General features: G+C 35.8%; 9 protein-coding genes. 2 read left to right on the forward strand and 7 right to left on the reverse strand.

The annotated features are described in order from the left end of the window. Position 1: 1 nt before the first annotated feature. The 7 genes from CW751_RS11785 to CW751_RS11815 all read right to left on the reverse strand — a co-directional run bounded on the left by CW751_RS11785 (position 2) and on the right by CW751_RS11815 (position 11,247). Positions 2-490 (reverse strand): T9SS type A sorting domain-containing protein, encoded by a 489-nt coding sequence (locus tag CW751_RS11785; protein ID WP_101335235.1) that lies wholly within the window; start codon positions 488-490, stop codon positions 2-4. Positions 491-611: 121 nt separating this feature from the next. Beyond that, positions 612-7,415 carry a PKD domain-containing protein gene (locus CW751_RS11790; RefSeq protein WP_101335236.1) on the reverse strand — a complete coding sequence of 2,268 codons (6,804 nt, stop codon included), beginning with the start codon at positions 7,413-7,415 and terminating at the stop codon, positions 612-614. Positions 7,416-7,621: 206 nt separating this feature from the next. Then, positions 7,622-9,421: an excinuclease ABC subunit UvrC gene (gene uvrC, locus CW751_RS11795; protein ID WP_101335237.1), complete on the reverse strand. Its 1,800-nt coding sequence runs from the start codon at positions 9,419-9,421 to the stop codon at positions 7,622-7,624. A 51-nt stretch (positions 9,422-9,472) separates the two neighbouring features. Beyond that, on the reverse strand, positions 9,473-9,814 hold the full coding sequence (locus tag CW751_RS16000; RefSeq protein ID WP_101335238.1) for a PIN domain-containing protein: 342 nt from the start codon (positions 9,812-9,814) through the stop codon (positions 9,473-9,475). A 15-nt stretch (positions 9,815-9,829) separates the two neighbouring features. Next, a complete protein-coding gene (locus tag CW751_RS15460; protein WP_165779301.1) occupies positions 9,830-9,994 on the reverse strand; it encodes a hypothetical protein in 165 nt (54 codons plus the stop codon). 58 nt (positions 9,995-10,052) lie between these two features. Next, positions 10,053-10,559 carry a DUF2480 family protein gene (locus CW751_RS11805; RefSeq protein ID WP_101335239.1) on the reverse strand — a complete coding sequence of 169 codons (507 nt, stop codon included), beginning with the start codon at positions 10,557-10,559 and terminating at the stop codon, positions 10,053-10,055. Between the two features lie 265 nt (positions 10,560-10,824). Next, on the reverse strand, positions 10,825-11,247 hold the full coding sequence (locus tag CW751_RS11815; protein ID WP_240612575.1) for a GxxExxY protein: 423 nt from the start codon (positions 11,245-11,247) through the stop codon (positions 10,825-10,827). A 295-nt stretch (positions 11,248-11,542) separates the two neighbouring features. On the opposite strand from CW751_RS11815, the gene menA reads away from it, so the two are divergent. Together menA and CW751_RS11825 are read left to right on the forward strand one after the other, a co-directional pair. After that, a complete protein-coding gene (gene menA / locus CW751_RS11820; protein WP_101335241.1) occupies positions 11,543-12,439 on the forward strand; it encodes a 1,4-dihydroxy-2-naphthoate octaprenyltransferase in 897 nt (298 codons plus the stop codon). Continuing rightward, positions 12,436-13,467, forward strand: a complete 1,032-nt coding sequence (locus CW751_RS11825; protein ID WP_101335242.1) for an o-succinylbenzoate synthase — start codon at positions 12,436-12,438, stop codon at positions 13,465-13,467. The genes menA and CW751_RS11825 overlap by 4 nt, the downstream gene beginning before the upstream one ends. Positions 13,468-13,484: the final 17 nt, after the last annotated feature.

The raw sequence follows: 13,484 nt of genomic DNA on the forward strand, positions 1-13,484 counted from the left end.
TTTAAGGTAGAATTATAATTTTAGATATCCCTGATTCTCCTTCAGGATTATTTATTTTGAGCATGTAGCTTCCTGATGGAAGATTAAGATTGAATTTTTTACTTCCGTTAATTGTAGTTTGCGCTTTTGTGTATAAACGGCCTTGACTATCTATGATCGAATAGTTATAAACTGATTCTTTGCGTGTCTCAAAGTCTACCGTGAAACTTCCTTTGTTTGGATTTGGATAGATGTTAAAGTATAATTTACTGTTACTTTTGCGTTTCACCGATGAGTTTGGTTGTTGAAAACCTTGATGTAGAATAATTGTTGCATCGTCTGAATTAACTGTTGCATGCTGACTTCCTTGTCCAACAGTTTGAGAAAGTTTAATTCCATTTTGTGCAGTAACACTACCAAGAGAATTTATACTGCTTCTAATTATTTTTTGTGCCTGACTTGAGGTCGCAACAAAAAATAGAACAAGAAATAAAAGTATCTTATGTTTCATTATAGTTTGTTTTTTGAGTTCGCAATATATCAATAAAATTAAGGTATCTGTGTAATATTTAATACAATTGTTAATTTTTATTTACAAGAAAAATCTACTGGATTGATATTGAGTATATTTGTTATTTTAAAACGCTTACATGACCCGTAATTACTCTTTCGTCACCATTAACATCCATTGCTTTTACTTGCCAAACGTAAACACCATCTCGAACTCTTTTATTGTTATATGATCCATCCCAATTGCCATTCGGGTCATTTGAAACAAAAATTAATTCACCCCATCTATTAAATACACGCATTTCAAAGGTTTCATTGCCCATAATTTCCCAAGTAAAGTAATCGTTTCGGTTATTTCCATCATCTGGTGTAAAAGCATTAGGAACAAAAAGTAGAAAATCATCCTTAATTTCAATAGCACGAATAGTTGAGTCAGAACAACCAAATTCATTTTGGACATACTGTGTAATGTAATAGGGTTGAGCATTATTAAAAGTATGACTAAATGTAGGTGAATTATTATAATTTCCGTCACCTAAATCGTATTCCCATAATTGTGCGCCTTGAGATTCATCTGTGATTTTTATTAAAGCTTCACTCAAAATTGCTGTGGGTGGATTGACATCAAATGCAGCTACTGGAGAAGGAAAGACTGTTATTTCAAGTCCATCTGTTAAAGTAATGTTACAATCAGTAGCTGTAAACACGGTAAGGCTTACTGGATATTCTCCTGGTTCGAGAAACGTATGTGTTGGTGATTGTTGAAAGGATGTGTTTCCATCGCCAAAACTCCATGAGTAGTTTAAAATACTAGTTCCAAGGCCTTCGCTTTGGTTGTCGAAGTTAACAGTTATGGGCGCACATCCAAATTGGTCTTCCAGATTTACATTAAATTCAACTATGGGTCTTAAAGAGACTGATTTGGTAATTGAGTCAATACAACCATGATTAGATGTTGCAATTAAAACTACATCATGATTTTGAGCATAATTTATAAATTCATGTTGTGGGTTTTCTAGGTCTGATGTACCTTCATTTACTCCAAATGTCCATTGGTAACTTGTTATGTTTCCAGATGTAATTGTAGAAGTATTCGTGAAAGGAGTAAAGCTACCGTAGCAAACTTCATTATAGTTGAAATCCGCATTGGGAGATGGATATATCAAAACATCTTGAACGATTGTATCAGCACATCCTGCTAGATTTTGTACAATTAACATAACTTCATAGCTTCCTTCATTGGCAAATTCATGGATTGGGAATTGTGTTTGGTTGGTTGTTCCGTCACCAAAATCCCAATACCAATTTGTTGTTCCACCGGTAGAAGTGTTTGTAAACTGTATAGCGGTATTCGAACACATGCCTTCCCATTCAAAATTCGCTGTTGTAGCTGGAAGTACATCAATACTTTCTGTATGAGTAGCTATGCAACCATCTGAAGTGGTAATGTTCACGGTAATTTCATGAACTCCAGGTGTGTTAAAAGCATGGGTTCCATTCCTTGAATTGTAAATTGTACCATCACTCATTATCCATTCATAATTTGTAATTGAACCGATAACAGTAGAGCTATTATCATAAAAATTGAAGATGTCATTTACACAAACTTGAGTTGGTATTAAGAAATCAGCTTGAGCACCATCGGCAACATTAACTATTTTTGTAATTGCATCACTACAAATGCTATCACTACCTAAAACTTGAAGTTCTACCAGATAGATTCCGGGAGACGAATAGGTGTGTTGTTCATTTGGAGTTCCATTGATAGAATTCCCATCACCAAAATCCCATAAGTAGATCCCTGGATTATTTGTTGATTGATCACTAAAAGTCGTAGGTGCACCAAAACAGTCTGAAGTAAAATCAAAATCAGCTTCTGGAACAAGCGAAACTAGCACTTGGTCTGTAAAAGTAGAGTCACATCCATTAATATTAGTAACAGTTAAATTTACGTCATAGGTTCCGCTACTTTGATAAATATAAGTTGGGTTTTGATCAGGAGAGGTATTTCCGTCTCCGAAATCCCAATCCCAAGTGTTAATCGGTGTAGCATCAGTTGATAAATCATTAAATTGTGTGATATCAAAAAGACAAACAGTGTCTGCGGTAAACGATACGTTTGGAACTGTATAAACTGTAATAGGATCTATAATTGTGTCAGAACACCCTGCTGCATTTTCTACAATTAAAGTGACGTCATATAGTCCACCGTTTGAAAAAACATGAGTTATGTCTTCATTCGTAAATGTACCTGTATTATCATCAAAGTTCCATTCAAAAAGAATAGGGGACCCTGATGAGGTATTATTAAAGTTAACAACCTCTCTTGCGCAAACTGTATTGTTTGTAAAGCTTGCCACAGGTTGTGGAAGCACAATGACTTCTTTGGTTAGTGTATCGGTACAACCGAATGAGTTTTCAACTACTAGTTGAGGTTCGAAGCTTCCATAGGTTGAGTAGGTGAAATCTGGACTATAGATATTGTTTGAGGCACCTAAATCATCAAAAACCCAAGTCGAAACAATAGCATCAATAGAATTGTTAGTGAATTGCGAAGGGTAAGTAAAGCATGCGGTATCTACTTCAAAGTCAGCAACAGGATTTGGACGCACTATTATAGTTTCTGTAATGGTATCCGTACAACCTAAACTGTTTGTTACAACTTGTTGTACTGAGAAATTTCCGTCACTCGGGAATATGTAGCTAGCATCACTTGTATTTGCAAAGTCGCTATTGCTAAATTGGTATTCCCATGCTGTAGCGTTTAAGGAGGTGTCTATGAAGTGAGTTGGAGCATTTAAACAGACTGTATCAAAATTAAAACCAGGTATAGGTAACGGGTGAACAGTAACTGATTGAAGTAGAGTGTCTGAACAACCGAAAATATTTTCAGTTACAAGTTCAACTTCATAATCTCCTGGATTTGCATAAATATGAGTTGGGTTTTGTAGGGTGCTGATTGGAGTTCCATCATTAAAATCCCACTCCCATAAGACTGGAGTTTGTGTTGTTTCGTCGGTAAAGGATGTTGAAGTTTCTAAACATGCTGTATTTGCAGAAAACTGTGGATTTGTTCTTGGGTGCGCATCTACTGAATAGGTGATGGTGTTACTACACCCTGTTGCGTTGTAATCTACCGTTAAACTTACATTATACGTACCGTCATTTGCATAAACAACTGATGGAAATAGATTATTGCTGTTGTCTGTTATTCCGTTGCCAAAGTCCCAATTATAGTTGTCAGGACTTCCAATTGAGAGATCGGTAAAGAAAGTGGTGTCATTTGCGCATGCAGTCATGAATGAAAAGTCTGCTGTTGGTACAGGGTTAATTGTTATGGTCTGAACGGTTGTGTCAGAACAACCGCTACCTCCGAAAGCAACGAGCTGAACATCAAAATCTCCAATTGTTGCAAATGTATGGTTTGGATTTACATCTGTGTTTAAAGTTGAGCCATCGCCAAAATTCCATTCCATGCCAACAGTGCTTCCAGTAGTTAAATTTGTAAACGCAGTGCCGTCACCTAAACAAAAGTTAGCACTGGAAAAATCTGCCATTGGGATATCATTCACATTTACATTTATTGTCGTGTCGGTGATACACCCAAAGTCGTTTTCTATTGTTAATTCAGCATTGAAAACTCCCGGATTTGGATAAATATGAACTGGATTTTGGGTGCTGGATGTATTTCCGTCTCCGAAACTCCATGTGTAGGAAACAATATTTCCTGATGATAAATCGGCAAACTCTGTTTCGTATCCAAAACATGCAGTAGTTGCGCTAAATGAAGGAGTCGCTGTGGGATGCACAAGTATGTCTTTTGTTATGGTATCGTTACAGTTAAAAGGAGAACTAACTACAAGTGTTACGCTATAATTGCCATCATTTGCGTACTGATGTGAGGGATTGCTACTATTTGAAGAATTTCCATCACCAAAATCCCATTCATAGTTCATTCCGGGGGTAGAATTGTTTATGAAATTTACATTTTCATTTAAACAAATAGGATTGTTCACGAAATCAAAATCAGCAACTGGAACGGGGTGGACTGTAACTTGATGCGTAAGAGAATCAGCACAACCTTCTCCACTAGTTACGTTGAGTTGAATATCATAAATGGAGTCATTGGTTAAAGCGGTATATATTTGGTCAGTCGGATTGTATCCCGTAAAGCTCGTTCCGTTACCTAAATCCCAAGTAAATGTTTCTACACCATTATCAACTGAATTGTTATTGATTTCTACAGCTAAGTCAGCACATCCTTCGATTGGTGTAAGACTGAAGTCGACAACAGGTAATGGGAAAATTTCTATGGTGTTGGTGTCGCTACTTACGCATCCATTTTCTTCTACAATTAGAATGATTTCTTCTACACCAGCAGTTGGAAAATTTATTTGTCCAGGATTGAAATTTGAACTTGAACTAGGTGATGCATTAGGACCAAAATTCCAACTTTGGTTTGCTGAAGGAGTTGAATTATTTGTAAATGTCATTTCTAGTACTTCACAGCCATTAGGAAGATCTGGTGAAAAGTCTGCGATAGGATAAGGGTGTACTGTTACGGGAGTTGTTATAGTGTCATTCCCGCAATACCCTAAGGCGATAAATTGTACATCATAAGTTCCAGGCGCAGTATAATCTATTGTATGTGGGCCCGATGCCGTACTTGTGCTTCCATTCCCAAAATCCCATTCATAAGAGAGGTTTTCACCGAGTGAATTTTGAGATGCTGTAAAGCTTTCACCCAAACATACTTCCGAGGGAGTAATGTTCATGTTAGCTTGCGTTGGCGGATGAACAGTGATTATTGTTTCTGTTGTTTCTACACCACAAGCACTATTGACACGCAACTGAACCGTGTGCGTAACAGGGGTGTTTCCAGGAGGTTCTGTGAAGTTGATTGGACCAAGATCTGTGGTGTTTCCTTGATATACCCCGTCTATCCTCCATTGATAACTAAGATTTGCACCAGAGGAATTGTTCTCAAAAGAAACTTCCATCGGTGAGCATCCTTCTATTGGGTCAAGCGGCGTAACATCAGCAATAGTTGTCGGATGAACGACTACAGTGCGTGTAATTGTATCGTTTCCACAATATCCTTTTGCAATTAATTGAACATCATAACTTCCTGGATTTGTGTAGTTATGTGTATGTGGACCTGCTGATGTGCTTGTTGAGCCATCGCCAAAACTCCATTCATAAGTTAAATTTTCTCCTAGACTATTGTTGGTAAAAGTAAAATCGCTCCCTATACAAACAGCATTGGAAGAGGTAGTGAATTGGGCACGTGTAGGTCGATGAATAATTATGGATTCTGAGTGATTTGTACTTCCGCACGAATTAAGCGCTCGGAGAGAGATGTTTCGTGTTACTGGTGTGTTACCTGGTCCGTAAGTGTAGGTAAAAGGTCCATAATTAGGTCCGTATGAATAACCATATCCTGATCTTGTCCAACGATACTGTGTTACATTTCCTATTGAGGTGTTGTTTACATTTACCGTAAGTGGAGAACAACCCTCGTCGGGGAGAAGGTCAAAATCAGCAATAGGAATCGTATCTAAATTGATTGTTCTTGTTAGTGTTGAATCTCCACATGCATTTCCAGCAGTAAGAGAAATTGTGTAAGTCCCAGCATTGTTATAAACTTGGCCTGGAGGTGTGATTGTGGTGGTGTAGGTATTCCCATTGTCCATATCCCAATCAAAATCATTAGCAGGAGACGCGTTTGTGCTGTTATTGGTGAAGGTTAGATTGGCAGGTGCGCAGCCTGTGTTTCCTGATATTGAGAAATCAACTTCTGGTTTATCAATAATAATTATTGGACTAATAGTGGCATTGGCGGTATTACAAGAGTTTGAAGCAGAAAGACTAATTGTATAGGTTCCTGCGGCAGTGTATTCATGGTTTGGTGGAGTGGTACTTGTTGTGTTATAAACAGGTGATCCGTCTCCAAAATCCCAAACAAAGTTATTTGCATTGACTGAGTTATTGGTTAGGGTGGTTAAATTAAACGGAGCACAACCACTATACTCAGTGACATCTAAAACTAAAGAAGAAGAAACGAATTTTTCAAAAACAACATCTATAGTTTCAGTGATAGAACAACCATTTGCGCTTGTGGCAGTCATTGTTACGGGGAAAGTGCCATAGGAATTGTAGGTATGAGATGGGTCTGGGTCTGTTGATGTATTTCCATCACCAAAGTCCCAGGAATAACTTATTGCCCCTGTCGTATTATTGAAAAAGCTGACTGTTTGTGTTGTTGTGGGATCACCAGGAACTAAACAATTGATTGTGTTTCCATCTCCATCGTCCCCAATAATTCCAGATGAAATAGGAATATCAAGACTGTTTACGGTTGCTGAATATATGTCGCTACACCCCGTGAAGTTTTCCACGGTTAAAGTTACTGTGTAATTTCCACCTGCTGAATAGTTATGCGTTGGGTTTTCTTGATTTGATGTATTTCCATCTCCAAAGTCCCAATTGTAAGTGCTACCCAAAATTGTATTTCCAGAGGTATTGTTGAATGAAATGGTTGTACCTGCACATTCTCCATCAGGCTCGAAGGTGAAGCTGGCGTTTGGTGGTGAAATAACTTCGATATTTATAAGCGTTGAATCTTTACATGCTGCGGTGTCTGTTGCGACTAGTTTTACTGTATAAGTTCCTAAATTGGTTAAGGTGATGTTGCCCGGACTTCCTAATCCTGTTGTAGTTGAGGTGAGCACATCGTCCAAATACCACTCATAAGTTGCTGTGGTATTATTAATGCCTGTAGAATTGTTAGCTAATGTTAAAGTGTGCGGACCTGAATTACAAAAGAAAGATTGATTCGGTGTAAATTGAGGAGTTAAATCTGTACATTGACCATTAACAAATGGTATATAAATAATTAAAAAAAGTAGTATTGCAAGTCTAATCATTTCTAAGATGATTTTTATAATTTATGTTTACTTACATAATAACTTGACAAGTTTGAAACCGCATTAATTGTATATCTAACTTGTAATTGTATTAATCAAATCTATAACGTTTTTTAACATCATAAAGTTGCCTTATAAATTGATGTAATACCTAGAAAAAACAGATTTTTAATATATCAAACTGACTATCAGTTGGCTGAAAATGTTTATTTTGTCAATTGTTTTTTTAACAACTTCGCCTTCGCCAATCCAACAACCTCAACCAATTCTTTCTCACTGGCTGTTTTTATTTTAGAAAGTGTTTTGAAGTGTTTCATTAAATCTTCTTGAGTTTTTTCTCCAATTCCCTTGATTTCCGTTAGCTCAGAAACCAGCGCAGATTTACTTCGTCGGTTTCTATGATGTGTAATTCCAAAACGGTGGGCTTCGTTTCGCATGTATTGAATGACTTTTAAGCTTTCGCTTTTTTTGTCGATATACAACGGTAGACTATCTCCTGGAAAGAAAATTTCTTCTAGTCTTTTAGCGATACCTACAATGGGAACTTTATCTTTTAATCCAAGTTTTTCTAGCGCGTCTAGTCCTGCACTTAACTGACCTTTTCCACCATCGACAATTACAAGTTGTGGTAGGTCTTGATTTTCCTCAAGCATTCTTTTGTATCGACGGTATAGTGCTTCACGCATGGATTCGAAATCATCTGGGCCTTCCACTGTTTTAATGATGAAATGTCGGTAATCTTTCTTGCTTGGTTTTGCATTTTTAAAAACAACACAAGCCGAAACAGGATTCGTTCCATGAATGTTAGAGTTATCAAAACACTCCATGTGAACAGGCAATTCCTTTAACCTGAAATCTTTTTGAATGGTTTTTAAAATACGTTCAACCTTAACTTCTGGATTTTTAAGTGACTCTTGTTTTTTCTGTTGCAGCTTGAAGTATTTCGCATTTCGCTGAGATAAATCCAATAAGTGCTTTTTATCGCCGCGTTGTGGAGTGAAAAAGTTTAGTCCTTCTACTTTAAAATCTGCTGCGTTTTCAATCAAGATTTCTTTGGACTGACTATTAAATTTTTCTCGCATATTCAATAAAGCAAAAGTCAAAATCTCCTGGTCAGATTCATCCAATTTGTTTTTAACTTCTACTGTTAATCCGTGAATTATCGTTCCGTTATTAATGACCAAATAATTAACGTATGCTTTATTCTCACTTCTTTCCAAGGTAATGACATCCACCTGGTGAATGGTAGGAGAAACCACTGTAGACTTTGCCTGATATTTTTCTAATGCTTTGATTTTTTGTTTGAAATCTTCTGCTTCTTCAAAAGCAAAGGTTTCTGCAGCCGATTTCATTTTTTCTTTCAGCATGCGAATCACAGAAGCAATATTTCCTTTTACAATGTGCTCAATTTGATCGATGTATTCGTTATAAGTTTCCTCTTTCTCCTTGCCAACACAAGGCGCTTTACAATTTCCGATATGATATTCTAAACAAACTTTATATTTTCCTGCATCAATTTTCTCTTGACTCAAATCATAATTGCAGGTACGCAAAGGAAAAAGTTCACGCATCAATTCAAGTAAGGTGTTTACCACATAAACGGAAGGATAGGGCCCGAAATATTTCGATCCATCTTTAATTACCCTTCGGGTTGTGAAAACTCTGGGGAAACGTTCATTTTTAATGCAAATCCAGGGATAGGTTTTATCATCTTTTAGCGCAATATTGTACTTTGGTAAATACTTTTTGATGAGGTTGTTTTCCAATAAAAGTGCATCCGTTTCATTATCTACAATGATGTATTGTAAATCGTGAATTTTACGAACCAATATCCTGGTTTTTGCTGTGTCATGATTTTTAGTAAAATACGAATTCACCCTTTTTTTCAGGTTTTTCGCTTTTCCCACATAAATAATAGTTCCTTCAGCATTGAAATACTGATAAATACCTGGTTTTTCAGGTAAGGACCGAATCTTTTCTTTGAGTTTGTTTAACCTTTCTGACACATTGCAAAGATATGGATTTTATTACTAATCAATTTCGGAAAAACAATAAGTTCAATCTTCGAATAATATCAATTTTAATTCGGTTAATTTCCTAAAGTCGTTATCAAAGGTAACCATAGGAATATCTGTGTATATAGATGAAGCTGCTATGATTGCGTCGGGAAGTTTAATAGAGTGTTTTTGATTTAATTTTTTTACAATTTCTTTAATTGGTTCAATCAAATCGATAACAATGCATTGGTTTATTAATTCATCTAAAATTGCAATTTCCTTATCAGATAAATTTCTTTTACCATATAGCTCTAATTCAGTTATAGAAGAAATATAGATTTTTGAATCAGTTAAAGTTTGACAACACCAGGATGGTTGTTTAGCAAATGAATTAGAATATATGTATCACAAAAAAGATTATTTCCATTCATTTCTCAATCTTTTTTGGAAAACCAAGGCGTCTTCTCCCCAGTTTATTTTTCCTGCAAATTTCTTTGCATCAAAGACCTTTGTAGATTTCAGTTTTTTCAACTTCTCCTTAATTTCTTCGCTGGAAGTATTTTTATTGATGACAATTACCATATTAAAAAAACATTTACTAAAGAAATATAGTTCAGATTTTTAGATCTTGTGTTAATAATTATTTCTTGCGTTTATAAACCGGCACCGTAGAACAAGGCTCCCCATACATTATACTTTTTGCTACAGGTTGCAAATGTTTCACCAATTCTGTCATAGCAAAAGCTGGATGAGCAACATCAGAACAACCTTTAATAATTATTCTACCGTCCTTGTATTCCTCTAAATCTAAAGCTTGAATATTGGCTAGAATCATTTGTTTTTCAGCTTCCATTTTATCTCCTACAAAACCTTTTGCTCCGTGTTCTTGCAGTTTTGAAATGACCAGCATAAAAGCCCAAGTTGGAATAATTGCATCAGCTGAACAATAAACCCCAACAATTTTTCCTTCGTATTTTGACCAATCGTTTTCTTTCACAAATTCACGAAAATCTTTCTCTTTTAAAGCTAATTCTTGCCATAAATTCTCTTTTAAATCAATTACTTCAATCGTTTCTTTAGGTTTGAAACTTGCCAAATCCAATTGAATTAAACCACTTTTCTGAATTTTATTTACAATCTCTGCCATTTTTCTGATGTTTTGCTTTGAATAAAGACAAAATTAGGAGAAGTTTGTTTAAAAGTGAATGAATCGGATGATAAGTTTTTTGAATGGGTGTGTTTTTTAAGAATTCCAACTTCGTTGTAATTGGGGTTCATTTTACACGGAGGTTTGTTGGAGAATTCACAGAGGTACATAGAGTTGTCAGGGGAGATGTTTTTTGAATGGATGTGTTTTTTAAGAATTCCAACTTCGTTGTAATTGGGGTTCATTTTACACACGGAGGTTTTTCCTAAAACACAAATCTTTTAATTCCATTTTTTAATAGTTTTTCGTGAAAATTGATCAATAATCCTAAATCATATTTGCCTAATTTCATATATGTTAAGATTTGAGCAGTATGTACATCCGTAAATCTTTCAACGGCTTTTAATTCGACAACAATCCTGTTCTCAACTAACAAATCCATTCTATATCCGTGATCGATTATAACTTCTTTGTAGATTATAGGCAAAGCAATTTCACGTTGGATATTTAAACCTCTTAATTCCAGTTCGTAAGCTAAACACTCATTATAAGCGGATTCAAGAAGTCCTGGGCCAAGCGTTTTATGGACCTCTATTGCACCTCCAATTATCTCCGCTGTTATATTTTTATCTATCATCTTTTTAGTTTTTAATATAAACATTATTTTGTCAATAGTTTTGAGATTCATTTAAATACATTTTGTTTCCGTAGTGCCTTCTGTAAAAAATACAAGTGTCGTAATTCCTTATTCCTAAACTTTTCGTCACTTTTCTCTTCTTTTTCTCTGTGTATTTCCGTGAAACATCTCCTTTTCCCTCTGTGTAAAAATCAGGCACCGCAGGTGATACTCATGAAACTTTGCTGTGAAGTTTTCAATTCCGTAGGCTTCCTCCTTCTTAAATACCCAATTCAGAATCTATCCTTACTTAAACTTTTAAACCCTTTATTTGTGTTTATATTCTAGAAAATGTGATTTTTGCACCATGGAAATAAAAAGTTGGATTCATGCAGCGCGCTTACGGACTTTGCCGTTGTCAATTTCTGGGATTATTGTAGGTAGTTTTGTGGCCTATAAACAAGGTTTTTGGGATACTACGATATTTTCTTTGTCGATGTTAACTACATTATTCCTCCAGATTTTATCCAATTTCGCCAATGATTTAGGAGATAGTTTTAAAGGCGCAGATAATGAAAGTCGGGTAGGACCAATACGTGCTGTTCAGTCAGGGAAAATCACACAAAAACAAATGATTGTGGGTACAGTAATTATGTCCTTGCTTTCCTTGGCTACAGCAATCCCACTGATTATTTTAGGAACGGATGGAATGCCAACTTCTGTGCTTTGGGTTTATGTAATTCTTGCGTTACTCAGTGTTTTAGCGGCCATAACTTATACCGTTGGTAAGAAAGCTTATGGTTACAATGGAATGGGCGATGTCATGGTGTTTATTTTCTTCGGATTGGTTAGTGTTCTTGGTGTTTACAGTTTATATGCCAAGCAATTCGACTGGAGTTTACTGGGAATGGCTTTTGGAATTGGATTATTGAGTATCGCGGTGTTAAACTTGAACAACATGCGTGATCATGAGAATGATAAATTGGTGAACAAAAGAACAATTGTTGTTTCCATGGGTTTTGAAAAATCCAAGATTTACCACACGGTTATCATCATCACCTCTTTCATAGGAATTCTATCTTTTATCATTTATAATAAATGGTGGTGGAGTCTAATTGCCTTGACTCCCTACCTGATTCTAATTAAACACCTTAGTAAAGTTTGGCAAACTACAATTCCTAAAACATTAGATCCAGAATTAAAGAAAGTAGCATTGTCTACTTTTGCTATCTCCATCTTATTTTTAATTTCAACCCTATTATGAGTTTAAAAGCGAGTTTTGAAAAAAGAATCTTTGAGTTTAAACGTCCAAGTGGGACGAGCAGAGGAGTGTTAACCGAAAAAAAAGCGTGGTTTATTACGGTTTGGGATGAAGGAAATCCAAAAATAAAAGGAGTAGGAGAGTGCAGCGTTATTCCAAATTTATCTCCAGATTATCCTAATGATGAAAGCTATGAAGCAAAAGTGAAATCAGTTGTTGAAGATATTAATTTCTATGCTGATAATATAGAAGAGCTGCAATCTTTTCCTTCTATTTACTTTGGGGTAGAAATGGCACTTTTAGATTTGAAAAATGGCGGTATGGGCATCTTCTATGATACTGATTTTACAAAAGGAAAACAAGCTATTCCCATCAATGGATTAATTTGGATGGGAGATGAAGAATTCATGCAATCTCAAATCACGCAAAAACTCGAGGAAGGATTTTCGTGTATTAAAATGAAGATTGGTGCTATAGATTTTGAAAAGGAATTAGAAATTCTAGCTGGAATTCGTAAACAAGTTTCTGCCAAAGAAATTACCCTAAGAGTTGATGCCAACGGCGCTTTTTCACCAGAAGAAGCACCTGAAAAACTAAAACGATTAAGCGAATTCGAACTACATTCTATAGAGCAACCTATAAAACAAGGTCAGATTACAGCAATGCAACAACTTTGTGCTCAAAACATTCTCCCAATTGCTTTGGATGAGGAGTTGATTGGCGTTTATGATTATGCGGATAAAGCTAAATTATTGGATGATATCCAGCCGCAATACATCATTCTAAAACCCAGTCTAATTGGTGGCTTCAAAGGAACAAAAGAATGGATTGAATTAGCAGAAGAAAGAGAAATTCCTTGGTGGATAACGAGTGCTTTAGAGTCGAATGTAGGATTAGATGCTATTGCACAATTCACCAGCACTTATGATGTTACTTTGCCGCAAGGTTTAGGTACAGGAGCGTTGTACACGAATAATGTGGCGAATAACTTAGTAGTTTCCAATGGTGAATTATTTAAGCAAAATAGATAAAGGTGATACCATTAAAG

The organism is Brumimicrobium salinarum, from assembly GCF_002844555.1.
In the GTDB taxonomy this organism is placed as follows: Bacteria; Bacteroidota; Bacteroidia; order Flavobacteriales_D; family Crocinitomicaceae; genus Brumimicrobium; species Brumimicrobium salinarum.